The organism is Psychrobacter sp. AntiMn-1, assembly GCF_001854065.1.
GTDB lineage: Bacteria > Pseudomonadota > Gammaproteobacteria > Pseudomonadales > Moraxellaceae > Psychrobacter > Psychrobacter pacificensis.
Genome location: NZ_CP012969.1, coordinates 2,486,397 through 2,508,374 on the forward strand (window position 1 = coordinate 2,486,397; position 21,978 = coordinate 2,508,374).

Genomic DNA, 21,978 nt, shown 5'->3' on the forward strand with positions numbered 1-21,978 from the left:
GTTGGTCGGCTGGTATATGGATAGAGCTGATACAACGCTATCGATGTTATTTTAGCGCATGACTGTGGTAGGTTCTGTTGAGTGTTTAACCAATTGCGGTTATTAATTGTTCGATAACGGCATGAAAAATGACCTTCAGGCTTTATAAATTGCCTTACCATCTAACAAAATCTGCCTATCTGCGTTAAAATCACTCTATTCATTATTTTCCTAATTTTTATATTCTCTTTAATTCAATTAACTTTGATCACATTCAATCAATAAAAGATAATGCCATTATGAGTAACCACAACCTAACTGCCTCTATTCAAGCGGCACTCAATCAATTAGAAAACGCCTATAACCCTGCACAAGTCGAGGCAGGCATGTATCAAGGCTGGGAAGAAAGCGGCTATTTTGCCCCAACATTTGATAAAGACGAGTCGTTCTCTATCGCGCTGCCACCGCCAAATGTCACGGGCTCGCTGCATATGGGTCATGGGTTTAACAATGCAATCATGGATGCGCTCACACGTTATCACCGTATGAATGGCGACAACACGCTGTGGCAACCAGGTACGGATCATGCCGGTATTGCAACCCAAATGGTCGTTGAGCGTCGCTTGGAGGCGCAAGGCATCCGCCGCCGTGATATGACACGTGAAGATTTCATCGATAAAGTGTGGGAATGGAAAGAAGAGTCGGGCGGCAGTATCACTAGCCAAATTCGTCGTTTGGGTAGCTCGGTTGATTGGTCACGTGAGCGCTTTACCATGGATGATGGTCTGTCTAACGCGGTAAAAGAAGTATTCGTACGCCTGTTTGACGATGGCCTTATCTATCGTGGTAAGCGTTTGGTCAACTGGGATCCAAAATTCCAAACTGCGCTGTCAGATCTTGAAGTCGAAAACCACGATGAAAAAGGTAGCTTGTGGCATTTCCGCTATTATTTCACGGACACAGAGCTGACCACGCAAGATGGCAAAAACTATCTGGTCGTCGCCACCACCCGTCCTGAGACACTCCTTGGTGATACGGCGGTCGCCGTCAATCCGAGCGATGAGCGTTATGCACACTTGGTCGGCAAAACCATTACTTTACCGATTACGGGTCGCGTCGTGCCTATCGTCGCTGATGACTATGTCGAGAGTGACTTCGGTACAGGCTGTGTCAAAATTACCCCAGCGCATGACTTTAACGATTATGAATTGGGTCGTCGTCATAGCTTGCCACTCATCAATATTCTCGATGAGCGCGCCAACATTTTGCCAGCGATGGAAGTCTATCCTGACTTGCAAACGCGTGAGCCAGAGCTAGAGACTACGCCTAGCGAGTACGCAGGACTTGAGCGTTTTGCCGCGCGTAAATTCCTTGTTGAGCAAGCAGGCGATCAGGGCTGGCTAGAAGACATTGAGGACTACGCACTCAAAGCCCCACGTGCTGAGCGTGGCGGTACGATCGTTGAGCCATGGTTGACCGATCAGTGGTATGTCGCCGTCAATAAGCTGGCGGGACCAGCGATTGATGCGGTCGAAGATGGTCGTATTGAATTTGTCCCTGCGCAGTACAAAAACATGTATATGGCATGGATGACTGACCTGCAAGACTGGTGTATCAGCCGTCAGCTGTGGTGGGGTCACCGCATCCCAGCGTGGTACGACGATGCGGCAGGTGAGGTATATGTCGCACGTAGCGAGGCGGAGGTTCGCACTAAATACAATCTCAGCGATGATGTGGTATTGCGCCAAGATGATGATGTACTTGATACGTGGTTTAGCTCGGGTCTATGGACGTTCAGTACGCTTGACTGGGCTGACGTCAACGCCGATCCACGCGTGATGGAGACTTTCCACCCAACTAGCGTCTTGGTCACGGGCTTTGACATTATTTTCTTCTGGGTCGCGCGCATGATTATGCTGACCATGCATTTTGTCAAAAACGAAGACGGCACGCCGCAAGTACCGTTTAAGACCGTCTATGTGCATGGTCTGGTACGGGATGGCAACGGTCAAAAAATGTCAAAATCAAAAGGTAACGTCTTAGATCCGATCGATCTAATCGACGGTATTGAGCTAGAAGCGCTGGTAGAAAAACGCACCAGCAACATGATGAACCCAAAAGACGCGGCCAAGATTGAGAAGCAAACGCGTAAAGAGTTCCCAGAAGGCATCCCAGCCTACGGTACCGATGCACTGCGCTTTACCTTTACCTCATTAGCCAGTACCGGTCGCGATATCAACTTTGATCTAAAGCGTGTCGAGGGCTATCGTAACTTCTGTAATAAAATCTGGAACGCCAGCCGTTTTGTCCTAATGAACTGTGTCGATAAAGAGGGGAGCGCGCTGCCTATCGACCAAACGGCGAACCCTGACGTGTGGGAGCTACCAGAAAAATGGATCATGAGTCGTCTGAATTCTAGTATCAAAGACATTCATCAGCATTTCGCCCAGTATCGTCTCGATATGGTCAGCCAAGATATCTATGAATTTATCTGGAACGAGTACTGCGATTGGTACGTGGAGCTTGCCAAAGCCAGCCTCAACGATGACTCGGTGACGGATGCGCGTAAAGCGCAAATCCGCTATGTACTACTGCACGTATTAGAGACGGCGCTACGTTTTACCCATCCAATCATGCCGTATCTGACTGAGCAAATCTGGCAGACCATCGCGCCGCTACTGGGTCGCAAAAACACCGACAGCATCGTGATCGCTGACTACCCACAGACTGATGCCAGCCAAATCAGTGAGCAGACTGAAGCGGATATGGCGTGGCTACAAGAGCTCATCGCGAGCGTCCGTAACATCCGTGGTGAGATGAAACTGGGTAACGCGGTACGCCTGCCAGTGCTACTACAAAACGTCTCTAGCGACGAAGAAGCGCGTCTATCCCGTATCAAAAACCAGTTCAAAGCGCTTGCCAAAGTCGAGAGCTTAACCATCGTCAAAGAAGGCGATGAGGTGCCACTCTCGTCATCAAGTATGGTCGGTCAGCTACGGGTACTCGTACCGATGAAAGGGCTCATCGATCCAACGGCTGAGCTAGCACGTCTGGGCAAAGCGCATGAAAAGCTACAAAAGCAAGCCGACGGTATCGCGCGCAAGCTCGGCAATGAAGGCTTTGTCAGTAAAGCACCTGCGGAAGTGGTCGATGCTGAGAAAGCGAAACTGGCTGAGCTAGAAGGGCAGATTAAGACTATGGCGGCGCAGATGGAGGAGCTTAAAGCGTTGTAATTAGCGTAGAAATACCGGTATAAGTAGAAAACGCTATCACGATTGTGATGGCGTTTTTTATTATCTACTGGGTAGTTCTTTACCTCAGACTTCATCTCTATGCTATTGATAAACATCTATGTGTTATGATTTATCATCCTGTATGTTTCTACTACTTTGTTATTTAAAACGAAGTCGGTAAATAATGTTTTCCGAAATCAGTAATAAATACATCCTTCTTAATATTTTTAAAATACAACAATATTTACATCCGATAGTGAGTATCTTCGAATGAAGTCAAACACATACTATAACAACGTATATAAGCTTATATCTGAAGACTTTAATAGCAGGCAGGCTCATGAAGTGATAAGAGAATGGCGATCTCACAACATTTATACATTGGATATAGCTTCAAAACTATTAGAAAGAATTGTCAAAAATCTAAATCTTAAGAATTGCTACATAGGTCAACGACTAAAAAGGCTAGTGTCAATAAAACAGAAATTAGTCAAAAGTAAAGGTATGAGACTTACAAAAATGCAGGATATTGTAGGCGTAAGACTTGTAGTCAATGATTTAAAAGAGCTAGCAAAGGTAGTTAAGTTATTGCAAGAAGGTAAAATCTTAGGTAAAAACATTTCTCTCGTTAGAGAGTTTAACTATATAAAAAAACCTAAAGAAGATGGATATAGAAGTTACCATATAACTTTCGAAGTAACGAATAGCCATAAAGGTGTAGAGTACAAAAGACTATTTGAGTTACAAGTTAGGACGAAGTCACAGCATGCATGGTCTACTGTAGTAGAAACTATAGGGACCTATATGGGAGTAGATTTCAAAGGGGGCGATGGCGAAAAAGACTGGAAGAGTTTTTTTAAGGAATCTTCTTATATATTTTCATGGTTTGAGAAGTTTGAAAGTGGTCGTAAGCACCTTACTATAGATGACGCGGAACAGGTAATTAGAGGTTCTATAAGGCTCAAAGAGATAATGCTAGAGTTAAAAATAACAGAACTACTAGCGCTTCTTAATAATATGACCTCCGATATAAGCTATAAGCTAAATGAAACTTCCAAGAACGACTATGCAATTATATTTATTGACTACATTAAAAAAGAAAGTGTAGTGAGAACTTATCCTAAAGCGGCATCTAAAACTGTTAATGACCTTTATATTAGATTAGAAGAAGAATTGAATTATACAGATCAAATTCAAGTCTTATTCGTTGAAATTACAAATTTAACTAACTTGAGAAAGGCTTTTCCGAACTTCTACATAGATGTATCTGAATTTATAAGCATTCTAAAAAGGTATTTTAATAGGCTAAATGATTACGCATCCAACTTGAGCTAAATTTTCTAATCTCTCAAATAGATCAAAGGAACACCATGAACCATCTCACCGTTGGACAACGCGCGCCTTTAAGCAACCTTGCTATTGATGACACCGCACCAATCACGCTCAAGTTCACTCGCCAAAGCCCAATAGAGATGGATACCAGCTTCTTATATTAACTTAATTCAAAATCTAAAAAACCGCCATAGCAAACACGATGGCGGTTTTTTATTACTCAAACTATTTTAACGCCTACAGCACCCACAGCGATTGATACTGCTCATCAGTCAACGTCACGATATCGATCTCGGCTAGCATCTCACGCAGTTCTTCCCATTTATTTGCATCAGGCGTGATTGGCGTGATCAATCTGCTCAGCGTATTATCAATGATCGCATCCATCAGCGTATCCGCCTCAGTTTTACTATAGTTGTAATACATATGGTGGGCAGTCTCTGGATCATTTTTACACAGCTCTGTCATCTGGTTGGTCACGTCGATAAAGGCATCTATCGCGTCTTTTTTCGCGCTATAGATCTCATCCGTCGTCAGAATCTCTAACGCCGAAAAATTCGGATAAGGTGACAGATGCTGATCGATAAACGTAAAGTCTAGCCCTTCATGAGTTGCCTCAACGCCTTCAAAGTTATAAAAGCACAGCCATGCACCATCGAGACTTGGGTCTTCTTGCAGGTTTTTTATATGATAAAAGTCCTTTTGTACAAAGCTCACATTGTCACGACTGATAGTGAAGCCATTTTTCTTGGCATAGCGGGCTAATATCTCAAAGCCAATGCGATTGGTTTTTTCTTCAGCCGCCGGGGTGCAAATGCGAATCGGCTGATTGTTCTTGAGCTTATCCATGCTGGATTGCTGCATCAATATGCCGCCATCGGTCTCAAAAAAACAGCCAAGCGCGCGCAGATTCGGCGCGTAATGCTCAAATAAATGAATTGGCTCATTCACATGCAGATCGATACTTTGGTTTTGCAATTCAGCAAAGCCATCATAATGGTCATCTGGCTCGATAATAGTGATATCCAGCCCTGCCTGCTCATATGCGCCCGTGGTCACACCCGCGATAAAGGGCAGGTGATCAGGGTTCAAAAACCATTCGAGGGTGAGGGTCAATTTGGTGGTCGACTGCATGGTTGTTTCCTTTTTAATGATAGAAAACAATCAGACTGATGCTGTTTACATAAAACAAAAAAGGCAAAACAAGAAAGGCAAAATCTCAACATGTAAGGCGCTATCAGTTCAGCGAATCAGATAGAGATTTCTCTTATTTATAGACTGCTTAGGTTCTGTCATGCTTGTTTCCTACGTCAGTGCTAACTGCTTCAGGTTCACGGGTGTGTCTCAGCGATGGTTTTAACAATCGTTACAAGGTTAAAAGCAAAGCACCCCGACAAGGTTAAGTGGTGCTGCATTATTTTTGATCAGTACTGCTAATGGCTATTATCGATAGCTACTGCATCATCATATAGTGAAACCATTATAAAAATGGTATAGCAAGATTAAACGCTATTTTTCGCAGCCTCTGGAGACGCAGTCACAGCAAGCAAGAAAAGTAGCATTTAATCGAGCGCGTTTCCTATGCTGCATCAATTTTATTGAGGTTCTACTATAGACGACTTGTAAGCGGCGATGCAAGCGTACAAGGAATGACAATGAAAGGTGATGACTGACGCTCGTTAACCGCCCTTTATAACAGTTCACATTTGTGTTGGCTTTTTATAAGCGCTTTCAATCTTATAAGCGCTTGCAATCGACGTGTTAATAGAAGAGCGCAGTATTTGTCATTGGTACTTACCCAATCACTAACCAACGATACTGATCGATAGCAAAAAGCTTGTATAAATGGGCTTGTACAATTTTTGGTGATATTGCATGCTTGGTTATTCATACAAGTAGCTATGTAAATACTTTTGATGGCTACCAAAATCATTCACCGCACCGTCCATCGACATCACTTATATGACCCATAATAAAAAAGCGTTTTATCATAGGCCTAAGACCAACCAATCTAGAAGTCCAATGATACGCTGGACCTTTGTGACGCTTGGCTGGGTGTTTTTTGTCTTAGGGATTATCGGTATTTTATTGCCTGTGATGCCGACTGCGCCTTTTATACTACTTGCAGCAGGCTGCTGGGCGCGTAGCTCTAAGCGCTTTCATTTTTGGCTGATCAATCACAAATACTTCGGCAAATACGTCCGTGATTGGGAAGAAAATCATGCAGTACCGCTCTATGCTAAGTGGCTTGCGACCATCATGATGGCGATATCGACTGCCATGTTGTTTTATCGTCTGCCCGCTGATATGACATGGGCGGCATGGCTGGTAGCACTGGTCTGTAGCGGGGTTGCCGTCTATTTGTTTCGTCTGCCAAATGCCAAATAAAGTCGCCAATATAGGGCAATAGTTAAGTCCAGTTACATAAAACCTGAGATAAGGCTTGCGATACTAGGATGTTCCCCCTATAATACATCCAAGCTTAAGAGCAGTTCTGCACCAAATCATTACCTCGTAGTATTAGTTATAATCCTTCGTTTTAATATTTATCGTTCAGTAGCTATTTGCAAGCGTTATCGGTCTATTAGACCACAAATAAATTAAATATCAGGGTTATGACTATGTCAGACGTTCAAAAAGGTACAGTTAAGTGGTTCAACGAAGCTAAAGGTTTTGGTTTCATCGCTCCAGAAAACGGCGCAGACGTTTTCGCTCATTACAGCGAAATCTCAGGCTCAGGTTTCAAAACTTTGGCTGAAGGCCAAGAAGTTGAGTTCACTGTAACTCAAGGCCAAAAAGGCCCACAAGCACATAACATCGTTGCTATCTAATTTGTCTTTATAGACAGATAGATAAAAAGATGTAAAAAAGCGAACCTTAGGGTTCGTTTTTTTTTTTCGTCTGTGATTTGGTATTAAATGAAACGACAGATATAAAAATGCCTCCGACTATATGGATAGTTAGAGGCATTTTTGTACTGGGTACTGAGGTAAGTCAATAAGCATGAGCAATTGACTTATTATATAAAGCTAATACCGATATTGATCAGACCACCGCCCAATATCAACCAGCCAAACATCACCGCACCCAATACCAGAGGTTTGACGCCAGCTTGCTTGATCGCGCTTAGATGCGTGGTTAGACCTAGCGCAAACATCGCCATCGTAAGCAGTACGTCATCTAGTCTCACCATACTACGCTCAATGCTTGCAGACATTGGCACCCAAGTATGTAATAAGACGATACCGATAAAAATAAACGCAAACCATGGCACTTTGACTTGCTTGACGCGGCTCATAAATGATGCTGTCTCGCTTTTACTACCTTCATGTTCTATAGCGGCATTATCTACGGAGCGATCTTTGGTTAGCGCAAATGAGAGCACAAGTAAGAAAGGTGCGAGCATCATCACCCGTATCATTTTGGTCACGACAGCAGTGTCGCCAATCTCAGTATTGATGGCATTGCCTGCGACCACGACTTGCGCCACTTCATGTACGGTTGAGCCCGTGTACATGCCGTACTGCTGGGCACTAAGCCAAGGCTGCAACCAACCAAGCTGATAGAGAAAAGGATAGAGCAGCATGGACATGGTGCCAAAGACCACGACCGTCGCCACAGCAATAGTCACTTTATGTGCTTGAGCTTTGACCACTGGCTCTGCAGCAATGACAGCCGCCGCCCCGCAGATACTCGCGCCTGAGCCGATGAGTATAACGGTTTCTTTATCGACTTTTAGCCATCTGGTGCCGATCCAATAGGTCAGTATAAAGGTTGACGTCAGGACGAGAGCATCGGTCATAATCGCTGGCATACCAACGCTCGCCACTTGCGTCATGGTCAGCTTGAACCCATAAAACATGATCGCAAGTCGTAAAATTTGACCTTTTGCAAAAGCGACTCCACTACCTAAGCGTTCAGCAAAATTTGGATAGACGGTGTTGCCCAAGACCATACCCAGCAAAATCGCGAGCGTTAAAGAGGATAAGCCAACGATACGTCCGTTCGACCACGCATCCAAACGCGTATCTAACCATAGACAGAATGCGCTACCGATCAGTACCACAGCCAAACCAGCCAAGTGGCGTTGGCTTGGAATGTAGTTACTCACTGAACGACTGACTGATTTGGCTAGTGTATGCATAAGAGGCATATCCTATTACTGATATTAAAATAAGCATAAGCTTATGAGTAGACAGTATAAGCTGACTATATTTATAATAAAAACAGATTAATAAGATATAAACTATCGATATTTTAGGTTAGTGTTTACGGTAGAAATAGATATACCGCGCATGAGTAGCAAAAAAAGACATGTATAGCGAATAAGACAGGCTAAAAAATGACATAAGGCATCATCAATAACATGAAAAAATCTGTACAGACATTGCCAAAGATTACACTTAAGCAGCTCGCTGTTTTTGTCAGTATTTACCAGACAGGTAGCACCAGCCGTGCCAGTGAAGAGATGCATTTATCACAGTCGGCGGTCAGCAGTGCGCTGACAGAGCTTGAGTCTAGATTACAGATGCCATTGTTTGAGCGCGTCGGTCGCAGGCTTAATCAGCATCCCAATGCCCATCCTATTTATATACAGGCACAGGCTATCTTGGGTCAATCGCTCACGCTTGAACATTATCACCAATATCAAGCGAGGCAGATACATATCGGGGCGAGTACCACGATTGGCAATTACGTGCTGCCATCATTGCTTGGTAAGTTATATGAGGCGCTACCAGATGCCAATGTCGATATGTATATTGCCAATACTCAGGAGGTGGTGAGTGAGGTTGAGCAGCTCAATATCGATATTGCTTTAGTAGAAGGGATGCCGCGTCCGATAGACATGAAAGCCATTGAGCAGCGCGAATGGCGAACGGATACGCTGATGATATTTGCCAAACGTGATAGTAAATGGTTAAAGAACGTCGCTATCTATAGCCAAGATAAGGGCTGCTATCAGCTAACTATTAATCAGCTAGCACAGTTGCCGCTACTCGTACGTGAGGCAGGGTCGGGCACACGGCAGATTATCGATGAGCAGTTGCTAAAGTATCTACCCAATGCAGAAGTGGTAAAGGCCATACACCAATCAGAAGCCATCAAACATATGGTGAGTGCAGATATTGGTCTTGGCTGCCTATCGCAGCATGTGATTGAGACAGAATTGGCAACAGGTGAGCTGGTGCAAGTAAGCGTTGCAGGAATCGATCTATCGCGGACATGGTGGCTGGTCTGGCACAAAGCCCGTCATCAAAGCCCCATTTGGCAGACGTTTATAGATATTATCCAACAAGATTAACTGAGATAATGTCAAAATGTGAGGAGTAAAAAAGCGCCGTATTAATCATGATAGGGCGCTTTTTGTTAACTGATAATTCCATATAGCCAAAGCAAATTGCTACGTCGAAACCGGTTTGTCGAGTCTTACGACCAAGCTGTCGCAAGGTACGTTAGGCAAGATATTATCTGCTGTCGCGCCACTGATCCATGCGGCAATACCAGTGCGCTTATGGCGACCGATGACCAACAGATCGACGTCGTGTTTATGACAGTAGCTGACAATACCTTCACTGCTAGAGATAGCGGTAGTGACTTCTGACGTTGCCGCATTGAGCTGGTTGCGTTCAAGGAATTGCGCCAGTTTTGCCCGTGCTTCTTGGCAGCGTTCGTCATCAATCTCATCATAAAGACTTGACGCAGGTACCAGCTCATAGCCGAAGCCCACCATGGTATCTTTGACAATATGCAGCACAGACAACTTAGAACCGGGACGGTTTTCAACGATGCGCTTGGCCTTTTGCGCGACGATATCCGCATCAGAGAGTAAGTCGGTGACCAGTAAAATATGTTCGTAACTCATACGTCTTCCTCATGTCAGATAGTATTTACTATAGCACTACTATAGAGCGCTGTTAAGTAATGCTTGTCTATCTTTGTGACATAGATTTTGATATGGAACAACACCCGAGTGCAATGCTAACAAATAACAGGTTAACTCGAATGATGAGCCGGCCCCCTTATTCTGATACTGGCTCATCAAGCTTGACGACTAGGCTGTTGCAAGGGATGTTTGGCAAGATATTATCGGCTGTTGCACCCGACTAACCAAGCGGCGATACCGTGACGTTCATGACGCCCAATGATGAGTAAGTCGACCTTTTTTCATGACAGTAGTCAACAATACCTTTACTGTTAGAAATGGCAGCTGTCACCTCAGAGTTGACTGCTAGCCTACTACTGTAGTACTTGCACTCGTCTGCCTTGTACCACTTTTAATATTGATTGACTATAACAGTGCAAACGGTCTCTGTTAAGCGATATGACCATCATTTGAATGTGGCTTTTGTTGGAATTATATTGGGCTGTTTGAAAGAGTGGCGAGCATTTCACGATATATTATTGCCCATGTGCTGACTTGACTTATCAACGACCAAACCCCACTAATAGCGCTAAGCCAATTCTTTTTTAGCCAATATAGCCAATATAGTCACTATAAATACCTGCATAATTGAGTTCAAAAGCCAGTATTGGGTTTAGCATTCAGTTTTTTCAGAAATTGTAAGTCAAAATGTTTTAATAGCCATTTTTACGACTGATAGTTCAATAATTTTTACCACTCTATTTACCCTGATAGTCAGGGCACACGATACGCATTGTAAGCGATAAGGATAACTATGACTGATACCCCATTTACTGCTGATCTCACGTTGCATCCAGCATTTGAGCTGATTGAGCATCGCCATATTGAGGCGCTATCGATGGATGTGCTGATCAGTCAGCATGTGAAGACAGGCGCGATGCACTATCATTTAGCGCACCCAAGCGATGAAAATGCGTTTTTAGTAGGTTTTCGTACTCAGCCGATGGACTCAAAAGGCGAGGCGCATATTTTGGAGCACGTCGCATTGTGTGGCTCTAAGAAATTCCCAGTACGTGACCCATTCTTTTCAATGATCAAACGCTCATTAAACACGTTTATGAATGCGATGACCGCAGCCGATTGGACGGCGTATCCGTATGCCACGCAAAACAAAAACGACTATTTTAATTTGCTTGCTGTGTACCTTGATGCGTCGTTTTTTCCCAATATCCACCCGCTCGATTTTGCGCAAGAAGGCATCCGCGTAGAGCTGGACGAAAACGACAAGCCCCAGTTTAAAGGTATCGTCTTTAACGAGATGAAGGGCGCGATGAGTGGCGAGATTGATCAGCTTTATCATACGGTTGCGCATCATCTATTCCCAACGACGACTTATCACTACAATTCAGGTGGCGATCCTGCTCAGATTCCTGACTTAACGCATACTGAGCTGACAGCTTTTCATGAGAGTCACTATCACCCATCGAATAGTGTCATCATGAGTTTTGGTAATATTCCTGTTGCTGAGACGCAAGCGAAAATACACGAAGATGCTTTGATTCAATTCGAAGCAGGTAAAAAACACGTATCGCGTCCAGAGCAGCGTTTGTCTGCACCTATTAGTGCAGTTGACACGTACACTGCTGATGAAGCCGGTCCAGATCAGACCCATCACGTGGTCGCTTGGTTGTTGCCGTCGATCACTGATCCTAAGCAGCGTTTGGCGCTGCGTTTGCTCGAAGGCGTACTGATTGAGCATTCAGGCTCGCCACTACGTGCTTATTTGGACAGCCATCCACTGGGCAAAGCGCCAAGTCCGCTATTAGGGCTGGATGACAGCCATTATGAAATGGTCTTTTATACGGGACTGCGCGGCTCTAACCCAGAGCATGCCGAAGCGGTCGAGCAAGGCATTATTGACTTGCTGACTGAGGTGGCAAACTCGCCAGTTGATGACGAAACGATCGAAACCATTCTGCATCAGATTGAAATTGATCAGCGCCATATCGGCGGTGATAGCATTCCTTATGGTCTAAACCTGATGTTAGAGGGCTTTAGTACTGCCATTCATGATGGTAACCCTATCGATGTGTGGGAAGTGGATGAGCATCTACAGTGGTTGCGCGAGCAAGTGGTCGATCCGCAGTGGCTACCGAACTTAATCAAAACGCATCTGCTGGACAATCAGCACCGTGTGCGCGTGACCATGACGCCAGATAGCGAAAAATCAGCGCGCCTTGCTGCAGCAGAGCAAGTGCGTTTAGATACCATCGCGATGGACTTGAGCGCTGATGACAAAGACATCTTGCACAAGCAAGCATTAGATCTGGCCGCACGCCAAGCAGCGCCAGATGATTTGAGCTTACTGCCAAAGGTAGGTCTAGAAGACGTACCAACAGACATTAGCTTTAAAGAAGGCACCCAAAAGCAGGTGCGTCTGAGCGGGCAAGATAGTACGCTATTTGAATATGAAGCGGGCACCAATGGTATCTATTACTATCAGGTGATCGTACCGCTCACTGAAGCCATTGGCAATCAGGACACCAGCAGTTTGCCTGTGAACGAGGTGATCAATCATCCATTGCTACCGATTTATTTAAGCCTACTATCAGAGCTGGGTACTGACTCGATGAGTGCTCATGAGATGCAGGCCAAGCAAGCCGCGCATTCTTCGGGTGTGACCGCGCGTATCAGCCAGCGTACCCACGTGGATGATAGTCAATCGATTAGCAGCTATTTTGTCGTGGCAACGCGCGCGCTCAACCGCAAACCTGAAGCGATTGATTTGCTCAAAGAAGTAATGGAACACAGCATCTTTACTGAGCATGATCGCATCAAAGAAATCTTGCAGCAGCGTCAAGCCAGCTGGCAATCCAATTTGGCAGGTTCTGGTCACTCATATGCAATGCAAACCGCCAGTCGCGGTATGAGTCGTCAAGCGCAGCTAGAATATGTGCGTAGTGGTTTACCAGCACTAAATGCACTAAAAGCGTTCTTGGGACATGCCAGTAGCGATGATACTCAGTGGGATACATTGGCAACGAGTTTGATGGATTTGCATCAACGTTTGATCAGCTTACCTAAGCATGCCGTTATTATCTGTGAAGCCGAGCAAACGGAACGCTTGAGTGGCCTCATCGTCGATAGCTGGACAGAGAGCAAAGCAGTCACATCTGCTGAAAAAGCAGACAATACTGAAGCAAATATCCCTAGCGAATTTGCAAATCTGCATCTAGATACTGCGTTAAATGGTGAGACTAATTCAGTCAAGGCATTAGAGAGTGGCGACGATGTTAAAAACAATGTGCTCGATGTTGCAGATTTAGCGTGGTTAGTGCCAACCAACGTTTATCATAATGCCAGTGCTTATACGGTACCAGCGGCTGACCATCCTGATACTGCCGCACTCATGGTGTTAGCGCCTTACCTACGTAATGGCTATCTGCACAGCGCCATTCGTGAACGCGGCGGTGCCTATGGCGGCGGTGCTGGCTATGACGCCAATGCTTGCGCCTTTAAGTTCTTTAGTTACCGCGATCCGCAGTGCGCTGAAACCTTTGAGCATTTTGAGGCCAGTATTGAGTGGATCTTAAACGAGCCACAAAACGATGAGCAATTAGAAGAGGCGATTTTAGGTATTATCTCCGGTATGGATAAGCCAGGCTCTCCTGCAGGGGAGGCGATCAAAGCGTGCTTCGCCAACTTGCATCATCGCGGTGCTGATTGGCAGCGCAAAATGCGTGCTGCGATCTTGGCAGTGACCATTGATGATTTACAGCGTGTTGCCAAGCAATATCTGCAAGGTCAAAAGCATGTGCGTGCCGTATTAGCGCCTTATAATAAAGAAGAGACAGTCAAAGGACTGGGCTTTGAGGTTTGTAAAATAAAGAGCTAAGGTAGCAAAATCTATCACCAAGAAAAAGCCAAGCGTCATGCTTGGCTTTTTTGTATGTAGTATTTGCTTAGTACCGTTTGATACTCAAATCTTTGCCGATTTTGTCTTGATGGATCGGGAATTCTGACAACTCGTTATACTGCTTACGATCAGAAAAATAGTTTTTTAAGGTAAGGCGAATGGCCTCAAAGGCGAGCGTATCCCATGGAATATCTTCTTCACTAAATAGCGCACAATCAAGGCTTTCTGAGCCAATACCGTACGCACCATCTTTTAGATCGGCGAGATAAATAGAGTAGATCTGCCCAATATCTGGTAGGTCATAAATGCAGTATAGATGCGGATTCAGTACGATGGCATCAGCTTCTTCGTAGCTCTCGCGTGCGGCGCCTTCAGCCATGGTTTCGCCGTTTTCCATAAAACCTGCAGGTATCGTCCATAGCCCATATTGCGGCTCGATCGCTCGGCGGCACAGTAGGACTCTGTCTTCGTGTACGACTAGCGAACCACAGATAACCTTTGGGTTTTCGTAGTGGATATAGTGACAATTGGGGCACACCAAGCGCGGCATATTATCTGTAGGTGGGATTTTTCGTTCTGCTTTATGACCGCATTGGAGACAATAGCTCATACCAACTACCTTTATTAGTAAATATTGTATGTCCACTTATCTTAAAAGTTTTTTTGCCGTTCTGATGTTTGCTTTTGTATACAGCAGCGATAGTGACAAATACTTTTGAGGATATCCTTTTACTTTTAACGAAAAAGTTATTTTATTTAATTTTTATGATTACAACGAAAACGCTCTGACAGCGCATTTTAATTGCCATCAAAGCGTTCTTATATTATCGAGTATATCCTACATAGGAATTAGGTTTTTATTTTGAGCATTTGTGTGCGTAGTCCACCAGCTACCGACGCAGAGATAGGAATCAATGGCGTCAATGTGGCTTGAAAGTCATGATAAAGATCTTCGCGCGTCGGATATATGACCGTACTTAAGTTGCCATCTGCATCTACCTCATGACGCCAGCCGCCGTGCTCAAGATCAATCAAAGTACTGGCAATATAATCCCAAGCTAAGCGGTAGTAATACTCAAAGCGCGGATCACCCGTACGGCGCGATAGCATCAGTGCGGTATTAGCCATTTCCGCCTGTACCCAGTAAGGACGGTTTGGTATTGAAATCTCATCATCCCAGCCAATGGTATAAACCATGCCGGGCTGACCGTCAGGTGCCCAGCCACGATCGATAGCGCTATCAAATAATGCGATGGCATCAGGTAGCAGCCAATCAGGTATGTCATAATCATGCGCGATACAAGCAGACTCAACCTTGAGCAGCAGTCCTGCCCATTCTGCAAAGTGACCAGGTGTGAGTCCCCAGGGACGCAGGTCATCAGAAGGTTCATTCGCATCGTAGTCGGGCAACAGATTCCACCCACTATCAAAATGCTCGGGCAAACGTCCACCATAAGCCTCAGGAATATCATGACCAAAACGCTTGGCTAAGTGTAGTGCGCGGTCTAGCCAGCGCGTTTCACCGGTGGCATCTGTCAGTGCTAAGCAGGCTTCGGTCGTATGCATGTTGCAATTGGCGCCGCGATAATCTTCGGGATCAGCCCAATCAGCGGCAAAAGAAGGTAGCATTGATTGCTCATCTTCTAACCAAAAATGCTGATCAATGATTGTTATTGCAGCCTCCATCAACTCTGTACCGCGCGGGCGACCAGCAATGCTAGCAGACGCGCCAGCAAGCGCGACAAACGCATGCAGATAGGCGTTTTTGCGTGATGGGTTTTCATGAGTTGAGTAAGCATCACTGAACCAACCGCCATGTACCGAGTCGCGCAATGGACCATCGAGCAACGCATCTAGGCCATGGTCAGCAAGTGTTGCTGCACCTGGTATACCCATTAGTGCCGCTAGCGCATAGCAATGCACCATCCTCGTAGTGATGATGCTCTTTGCTGTGTCATCTACCATGTTGCCATCGTGACCCAAAGTAGCAAACCCTGATGGCACGCGCGCTTTGGCATAATGTTCGAGCAAACGTTGTCCTTCAGCGAGCAACCAGCGGCGATGACTACTGCTATCTGCCCAACAGACAGATAGCAGGTCAGAAGAGTCAGGAGAATCCATGATATCAGCCATTGGTAATCATGCCTCCGTTTATGTGTAAGGTCTGCCCAGTCACAAAGCTACTGTCTTGGCAAGCAAGAAATACATAGGCAGCGCCCATCTCGCGTGGCTGACCCATACGCCCCATTGGTGAGGACATCGATTCTAAAATATCTTTATCAAAGTCTTTAAATACCAGTTGAATCTCGCTCACTACAGGACCTGGTGCTACCTGATTGACGCGAATACCGCGACTAAGTAGTTGTTGCGATAACGCGCGGGTGTAGCCAACGATAGCGCCTTTGGTTGCGGTGTACGGCACCAATACATCATTGCCGACATACGCATTAACAGATGTCGTATTGATGATGCTATCACCTTCTTTCATATGCTCAAGGGCGGCGCGGGTTGCATAAAACATTCCTGCCATATTGACATCGAAATGCTGTTGCCAGTCTTTATCACTGACTTCAGACAAATCATGATACGGCTTTTGCATACCAGCGTTATTGACTAGCACATCAATGCCGCCCCATTGTGCCACGACCGCTTCGACTGCCTCTTTGCAACTACTACTATTTGCTGTATCACCCTGCAGTACCACCGCGTCTGTGCCTTCTGCTTCAATACCTTTACGCGTCTCATTGGCGCTCTCTTCATCAGAGTGATAAAGGATGGCAACTTTGGCGCCTTCACGTGCCATATGAAAAGCCACTGCGCGACCGATACCACTGTCTCCGCCAGTGATTAAAACGCGCTTATCAGCCAGTTTTCCTGAGCCTTTATAGTTATCATTGATATATTCAGCAGGTGGCATCATGTTGTCGATTTGGTCTGTCATAATCTGTATCCTTTGTTCTTTTGAGGTATTGTTTATTGTTATTACAGCAATCCTATGACGTTGGTGTCAGTATTTTTATAATGCTATTTTAGGATGTCCGCCTCATAGTCTTGCTAGCAGTTATCATAATACCCAAATGCATTTTTTGAAATATTACTCGGTTAATGTTTGGTAATTTAAAGCTGCAGTTATGATATTTATTATCATTGATAAGTACCAGGCAAAAAGGATATTGAGAAAATCTTAATTAATAAAACGATCACCGTCTGAGACAGACGGTATGAGATATTGAGTGATTTAGAAAGGTGTAAAGACGCGGCAAAAAAATAGACATTTAGTTGAAAGGCTCACTTGGATAGAGGCTCAGTCTATATAACAAAGCTTATACACAAGCGGTAAGCCGTTTTATATTTATCATAGTGACCACATATATAGTGAAACCATTATAAAAATGGTATAGCAAGATTAAACGCTATTTTTCGCAGCCTCTGGAGACGCAGTCACAGCAAGCAAGAAAAGTAGCATTTAATCGAGCGCGTTTCCTATGCTGCATCAATTTTATTGAGGTTCTACTGTATGTATAGCAGTCAGCCGATGCATCAATAAATCGCACTTTGTCGAAAATAACGTAAATATGAGATACATCTACAAAAGCGATAATCTGATTAATAAAAAAGGCTGCCATACTAGCGACAGGTTATACTGTTATGCTGGCACCGGTATTTTCATGAGTAATATGAAAATGACCACTCATAGGATTTGATAATGACCGTACCCGAAAATATTGATTTTTTTAATAAGTTTAGCGTCGCTGTCCCAAGCTTTATTCGTCATCCCACACTCAGAAAACTGGCCGAGCGAGTACAACACGAGACATTGAATGCGCTCACGAGTCCAGCGATGTACGAGAGTGGCAACACCTCACAAAGTACGCGTATTTTGGACAGCTTGTATCAGACACCGATTGCCGATGCCTCAATATTGGTGGCAATTACCAATGAGCGTCGACCCAAGCTTTTATTGACGCGCCGAGCCGCTCATATGAACAGCCATGCAGGAGAGGTCTCCTGTGCAGGCGGCAAACATGAGATAGGTGATGGCAACAACGTCGTGACCGCATTACGTGAAGCTTGTGAAGAGACGGCGCTGCCACCTAATAAAGTGCAATTACTGGGACAACTACCGATCCAAACGTCCAAAAGCGGTATGAGTGTACGTCCCATTGTCGCGCTCATCGCCCCAGGTCTGGTATTAGTTCCTGAAGTGGGAGAGATATCGCGTATCTTTTGGGCGGATTTAGAGTCGTTAGTCAACCAGCCAACGGTGGAGTATGCGGTAGAATATAAAATGCAAGAACAAACCGCGACCATACTGACGCCGAGTTGGCAAGTGGATGGTGAGACGGTGTGGGGACTGACAGGGCGCGTCATTGCCAGTTTGCTAGAAACTGGGTTTGATCGTCAGCTAGAATGGTATTACCGCGTAGAAAACAAACGCTGATAGATATCATCTACTTATAATAATCATCGTTCTTTTTAAGCCACCAATTCATATTGTCTTGGCGCTTGGCACGAAATGCTTCTAATTTTTGGGCAACCGTTGCATTGTGCTGCCGCGCAGTATCAAGCGCAAAAAGAATCGGCACTGAAGACAATACGCCAAAGCGTATCTTTGATTTTGGTAAAGCTAAGCCGTCACCAATGTCATCACCGACTAAGGTGCGTGTCACACTGGCATTGACCATCTCCACAAAGCGTCCACGTCGATTGTCTTCGCCCATCAACTGACGCGGTAGATCATGCAAGGCTTTTGCCAGTGGCTGCCCCGTCTTAAAGTCTAGCTGCTGTATTGATAAGTAGGTATACAGCCATTCCCAGCTAGCCGCTTCATCTTTTGGCAGACGCTCTAAATCAACGCCCATCCAGTAGCTGGCAAGATTCCATAAGTGCAAAATACCTTCCGCTTCCTCAGGGCTAATACGGGCGCCGAGCAGGCGTAGGCCACGCATAATTAACAACGAGAACTGTAAATGGGTGGCAATCATATCGGTTTGGTTAATCGGCACGCCCCAATAATCGGTATTCCAGCTACCATCAGGATTGTGATGTTGCTCGGCGTTTGGTATCACGCCTGTAGCAGCATTGCCCTTACCTTTGAGCAAGTTTTGCCGTACCAATGTATGAATCTGACGTACTTTGATGGATTGTCGCCAGCCCTCAGAGCCAATCGCCAATACTTGATCGATAGGTTGAGAGTGATTGCGCATGCCCATATCTGATTGTGGATGCTCAGACACCGCCAAGATATAGGCATAGGTACGCATGAGCCGTGGTAGCGCATCGTGCATCAACGCGCCCGTCTGAATGAGTGGTAGTGATAGGGCTGGGATGCTATAACCTGCCATCAGCGCGACATTACGCAGTAGCCAAATGAGCATCAGTGGATAGCGTCGATAGGCGACCGCACCGATTTGAGCGAGTTTGGGATCGAACCAATCAGGATGACTGCTAAATTGCTCGGTTAGTGCATTAAATGAGGCGTTGGTTGCGAGATCGCTATTTAGGTCTAGACCATCGCCGCCGCTGATAATCTGTTGTAGGGGCTTTGCAAAGCGGATATTGTTAGCGGCCAAATCATCTGCGAGTGGATCGCCAATATCGTAGCCGGCGACTATCTCCTCTAGTAGCGCAGGCGAGATAGCAAAGTCTTTTGGTAGTAGATATCGCTTAATCCGCTTTAACACTTGCAAATCACTATGGTCATCGATAGCAGTCGTACGCCCATGACGCAAATACAACGCTGTTGATGGATGCTGCGTCTTATTGGTGGGAATATTTGCAGTATTGCTGATTTTCTTATCCATATGATCAAACACCTTTATAAGTCAGCTATAAAACAACATTCGTATCGTAAGAGCGATCCATAACCATCACTTATAAGCGTTAATTGATGGACTCAATGACTCTCGTTGTCTTTGTATCGTACTGATACGAGATTTTAGGTCACATATTTCATCAGATAAGAACGGCAGTCTTACACGCGCGTCTTTCGCCCTAACGATACGGCAGGCACGATGTATTGGATATTCTCGTCTGCCGACATGACAATTATTGCTAATGCTACAGCGGGTTCATTAACAATAATCAACCTTGGCTGAATACACATTTTTCATTAAAAGTTTTTGCAGATAATAAAAAGCGACTTATAAGCTAATAGGCTCATAAGTCACTCGTTTTGCTATTAATGAGAGCGAGTCAAATCGACTGATGTGCCGCTGACATTATCTTTCAAGCTCACTTTGAGCATGATGTAACCTGCGATACCAGAAACGATAGAACCCATGATGATACCCAAGCGCTCATCAAACATAGTGGTGTCGCCAGCGAACGCCAAGCTACCAATGAATAAGCTCATGGTAAAACCAACACCGCACAATAGCGCTGCGCCGTAGATTTGCTTATAGTTCATACCTTTTGGCATGGTTGAGATACCAAGCTTAAAGATTAACCAGCACATAATCATGACGCCCAACTGCTTACCGATAAACAGACCTGCGGCAATACCTAGTGGTACTGAATGGAATAATTCAGCAAGACCTGCGCCTTCGAGTGAGATACCCGAGTTGGCAAAAGCGAATATTGGCAAAATACCAAAGGCGACGGTGTTATGTAGGTCATGCTCTAGCTCTTCAAGCGGAGAGTGCTCAGGATCAGTGCGGTCAAACATAGGAATAAATAGTGCTAAGACCACACCGGCCAATGTTGCATGGATACCCGATTTGAGCACTGCAATCCACATGATAATACCAATAAGTAGATAAGGCGTGATGCTAGTGACGTTACGACGATTAAGAAGGTACAAGAATGGCAGACATAGGCCAGCCAAAGCTAACGACTCTAGTGACAACTCACTGGTATAAAACAGAGCGATAATCAAAATCGCACCGATATCATCAAAAATAGCAATAGAGACCAAAAAGACTTTTAGAGAGTTGGGTACACGGTTGCCAAGAAGGCTCAAAATACCAAGCGCAAAAGCAATATCTGTTGCCGCAGGAATGGCCCAACCTTTCCAAAACTCAGGCTCATTGTAGTTAAAGAGTAGATAAACAATCGCAGGCATGATCATACCACCCAGTGCTGCACCAGCTGGTAGGATAATCTGCTTGACGTTAGACAACTCACCAATCAATACTTCACGCTTGAGCTCAAGCCCGACCAAGAAAAAGAAAACGGCCATTAGACCATCATTGATCCAGTGGTGAGCATCTTTGGCAATGGCAAACTCACCAATTTGAATGGCAACTGGTGCGTGAATAAAACCTTCGTACCAAACATTAAGAGGGGAGTTGGCAATGATCATTGCAGCAACGGCAGCCAGTGCTAAGACGATACCGCCTGCTGCCTCAAATTCAAAAAATGCCTTAATCCTTCGTATTGCCATATTATCCTCATCTCCTAAGTACAATTTACTAAATAATCTCAAATATCCACGCTATTATTCATGACGATATAGCAAGCAGACAAAAACAGTTTCTCACACTCTTATTAATATAGACAATAAAATACGCTGAAATAACGCCATTAGCCCATTATATCGTCTCAATGATAGTGACATTATAAAGGCGCTGCGATGAGCAAAATAGTTGTAAGTCGTTAAATCTTTTTAACAAACTGTCCGTTATATGAGAGATTTGGAACACTATTGGCTAAAT

Annotated in this window: 16 protein-coding genes; 8 read left to right on the top strand and 8 right to left on the bottom strand. The window is 44.9% G+C overall.

Annotated elements, in window-relative coordinates; translation table 11 throughout:
- Positions 1 to 278 precede the first annotated feature (278 nt).
- From AOT82_RS10630 to AOT82_RS14260, 3 genes are all read left to right on the top strand, one after another.
- Positions 279 to 3,212: a valine--tRNA ligase gene (locus AOT82_RS10630; protein WP_071002957.1), complete on the top strand. Its 2,934-nt coding sequence runs from the start codon at positions 279 to 281 to the stop codon at positions 3,210 to 3,212.
- A 270-nt stretch (positions 3,213 to 3,482) separates the two neighbouring features.
- Positions 3,483 to 4,547: a RelA/SpoT domain-containing protein gene (locus AOT82_RS10635; protein WP_071002958.1), complete on the top strand. Its 1,065-nt coding sequence runs from the start codon at positions 3,483 to 3,485 to the stop codon at positions 4,545 to 4,547.
- 35 nt (positions 4,548 to 4,582) lie between these two features.
- The gene (locus tag AOT82_RS14260; RefSeq protein WP_257785218.1) at positions 4,583 to 4,708 is read left to right on the top strand and encodes a hypothetical protein; all 126 of its coding nucleotides are present in this window, start codon (positions 4,583 to 4,585) and stop codon (positions 4,706 to 4,708) included.
- A gap of 73 nt (positions 4,709 to 4,781) precedes the next feature.
- Here AOT82_RS14260 and AOT82_RS10640 read toward each other — a convergent pair whose 3' ends face one another.
- The gene (locus AOT82_RS10640) at positions 4,782 to 5,678 is read right to left on the bottom strand and encodes an ABC transporter substrate-binding protein (RefSeq protein WP_071002959.1); all 897 of its coding nucleotides are present in this window, start codon (positions 5,676 to 5,678) and stop codon (positions 4,782 to 4,784) included.
- Positions 5,679 to 6,506: 828 nt separating this feature from the next.
- On the opposite strand from AOT82_RS10640, the gene AOT82_RS10645 reads away from it, so the two are divergent.
- Both AOT82_RS10645 and cspE read left to right on the top strand, forming a co-directional pair.
- Positions 6,507 to 6,932 (top strand): YbaN family protein, encoded by a 426-nt coding sequence (locus tag AOT82_RS10645; protein ID WP_071002960.1) that lies wholly within the window; start codon positions 6,507 to 6,509, stop codon positions 6,930 to 6,932.
- Positions 6,933 to 7,165: 233 nt separating this feature from the next.
- The gene (gene cspE / locus AOT82_RS10650) at positions 7,166 to 7,375 is read left to right on the top strand and encodes a transcription antiterminator/RNA stability regulator CspE (protein WP_025644841.1); all 210 of its coding nucleotides are present in this window, start codon (positions 7,166 to 7,168) and stop codon (positions 7,373 to 7,375) included.
- A 188-nt stretch (positions 7,376 to 7,563) separates the two neighbouring features.
- Here the strand turns inward: cspE and AOT82_RS10655 are convergent, their stop codons facing one another.
- On the bottom strand, positions 7,564 to 8,688 hold the full coding sequence (locus AOT82_RS10655) for a YeiH family protein (protein ID WP_071002961.1): 1,125 nt from the start codon (positions 8,686 to 8,688) through the stop codon (positions 7,564 to 7,566).
- Positions 8,689 to 8,910: 222 nt separating this feature from the next.
- Between AOT82_RS10655 and AOT82_RS10660 the strand changes: the two genes are divergently transcribed.
- Positions 8,911 to 9,846, top strand: coding sequence for a LysR substrate-binding domain-containing protein (locus AOT82_RS10660; protein ID WP_071002962.1), 936 nt, complete (start codon positions 8,911 to 8,913; stop codon positions 9,844 to 9,846).
- A 99-nt stretch (positions 9,847 to 9,945) separates the two neighbouring features.
- Here the strand turns inward: AOT82_RS10660 and AOT82_RS10665 are convergent, their stop codons facing one another.
- Positions 9,946 to 10,407 carry a universal stress protein gene (locus tag AOT82_RS10665; RefSeq protein WP_071002963.1) on the bottom strand — a complete coding sequence of 154 codons (462 nt, stop codon included), beginning with the start codon at positions 10,405 to 10,407 and terminating at the stop codon, positions 9,946 to 9,948.
- Between the two features lie 814 nt (positions 10,408 to 11,221).
- Between AOT82_RS10665 and AOT82_RS10670 the strand changes: the two genes are divergently transcribed.
- Positions 11,222 to 14,302: an insulinase family protein gene (locus tag AOT82_RS10670; RefSeq protein ID WP_071002964.1), complete on the top strand. Its 3,081-nt coding sequence runs from the start codon at positions 11,222 to 11,224 to the stop codon at positions 14,300 to 14,302.
- Between the two features lie 67 nt (positions 14,303 to 14,369).
- Here the strand turns inward: AOT82_RS10670 and AOT82_RS10675 are convergent, their stop codons facing one another.
- From AOT82_RS10675 to AOT82_RS10685, 3 genes are all read right to left on the bottom strand, one after another.
- Positions 14,370 to 14,933 (bottom strand): NUDIX hydrolase, encoded by a 564-nt coding sequence (locus tag AOT82_RS10675; protein ID WP_058025448.1) that lies wholly within the window; start codon positions 14,931 to 14,933, stop codon positions 14,370 to 14,372.
- Between the two features lie 239 nt (positions 14,934 to 15,172).
- Positions 15,173 to 16,444, bottom strand: coding sequence for an AGE family epimerase/isomerase (locus tag AOT82_RS10680; protein ID WP_156770991.1), 1,272 nt, complete (start codon positions 16,442 to 16,444; stop codon positions 15,173 to 15,175).
- A 4-nt stretch (positions 16,445 to 16,448) separates the two neighbouring features.
- Entirely contained in the window at positions 16,449 to 17,264 is an 816-nt protein-coding gene (locus tag AOT82_RS10685; RefSeq protein WP_071002966.1) for an SDR family oxidoreductase, read from the bottom strand.
- A 765-nt stretch (positions 17,265 to 18,029) separates the two neighbouring features.
- Here AOT82_RS10685 and AOT82_RS10690 point away from each other — a divergent pair.
- Positions 18,030 to 18,764, top strand: a complete 735-nt coding sequence (locus AOT82_RS10690) for an NUDIX hydrolase (protein ID WP_071002967.1) — start codon at positions 18,030 to 18,032, stop codon at positions 18,762 to 18,764.
- 10 nt (positions 18,765 to 18,774) lie between these two features.
- Here AOT82_RS10690 and AOT82_RS10695 read toward each other — a convergent pair whose 3' ends face one another.
- On the bottom strand, positions 18,775 to 20,127 hold the full coding sequence (locus tag AOT82_RS10695) for an oxygenase MpaB family protein (RefSeq protein ID WP_071002968.1): 1,353 nt from the start codon (positions 20,125 to 20,127) through the stop codon (positions 18,775 to 18,777).
- Positions 20,128 to 20,504: 377 nt separating this feature from the next.
- On the bottom strand, positions 20,505 to 21,707 hold the full coding sequence (gene nhaA / locus AOT82_RS10700) for a Na+/H+ antiporter NhaA (protein WP_071002969.1): 1,203 nt from the start codon (positions 21,705 to 21,707) through the stop codon (positions 20,505 to 20,507).
- Positions 21,708 to 21,978: the final 271 nt, after the last annotated feature.

Excerpts from the sequence above, each read along its gene's own strand:
- AOT82_RS10630 (WP_071002957.1), top strand. The coding sequence starts at position 279 with ATGAGTAACCACAACCTAACTGCCTCTATTCAAGCGGCACTCAATCAA.
- AOT82_RS10635 (WP_071002958.1), top strand. The coding sequence starts at position 3,483 with ATGAAGTCAAACACATACTATAACAACGTATATAAGCTTATATCTGAA.
- AOT82_RS14260 (WP_257785218.1), top strand. The coding sequence starts at position 4,583 with ATGAACCATCTCACCGTTGGACAACGCGCGCCTTTAAGCAACCTTGCT.
- AOT82_RS10640 (WP_071002959.1), bottom strand. The coding sequence starts at position 5,678 with ATGCAGTCGACCACCAAATTGACCCTCACCCTCGAATGGTTTTTGAAC.
- AOT82_RS10645 (WP_071002960.1), top strand. The coding sequence starts at position 6,507 with ATGACCCATAATAAAAAAGCGTTTTATCATAGGCCTAAGACCAACCAA.
- cspE (WP_025644841.1), top strand. The coding sequence starts at position 7,166 with ATGTCAGACGTTCAAAAAGGTACAGTTAAGTGGTTCAACGAAGCTAAA.
- AOT82_RS10655 (WP_071002961.1), bottom strand. The coding sequence starts at position 8,688 with ATGCATACACTAGCCAAATCAGTCAGTCGTTCAGTGAGTAACTACATT.
- AOT82_RS10660 (WP_071002962.1), top strand. The coding sequence starts at position 8,911 with ATGAAAAAATCTGTACAGACATTGCCAAAGATTACACTTAAGCAGCTC.
- AOT82_RS10665 (WP_071002963.1), bottom strand. The coding sequence starts at position 10,407 with ATGAGTTACGAACATATTTTACTGGTCACCGACTTACTCTCTGATGCG.
- AOT82_RS10670 (WP_071002964.1), top strand. The coding sequence starts at position 11,222 with ATGACTGATACCCCATTTACTGCTGATCTCACGTTGCATCCAGCATTT.
- AOT82_RS10675 (WP_058025448.1), bottom strand. The coding sequence starts at position 14,933 with ATGAGCTATTGTCTCCAATGCGGTCATAAAGCAGAACGAAAAATCCCA.
- AOT82_RS10680 (WP_156770991.1), bottom strand. The coding sequence starts at position 16,444 with ATGGATTCTCCTGACTCTTCTGACCTGCTATCTGTCTGTTGGGCAGAT.
- AOT82_RS10685 (WP_071002966.1), bottom strand. The coding sequence starts at position 17,264 with ATGACAGACCAAATCGACAACATGATGCCACCTGCTGAATATATCAAT.
- AOT82_RS10690 (WP_071002967.1), top strand. The coding sequence starts at position 18,030 with ATGACCGTACCCGAAAATATTGATTTTTTTAATAAGTTTAGCGTCGCT.
- AOT82_RS10695 (WP_071002968.1), bottom strand. The coding sequence starts at position 20,127 with ATGGATAAGAAAATCAGCAATACTGCAAATATTCCCACCAATAAGACG.
- nhaA (WP_071002969.1), bottom strand. The coding sequence starts at position 21,707 with ATGGCAATACGAAGGATTAAGGCATTTTTTGAATTTGAGGCAGCAGGC.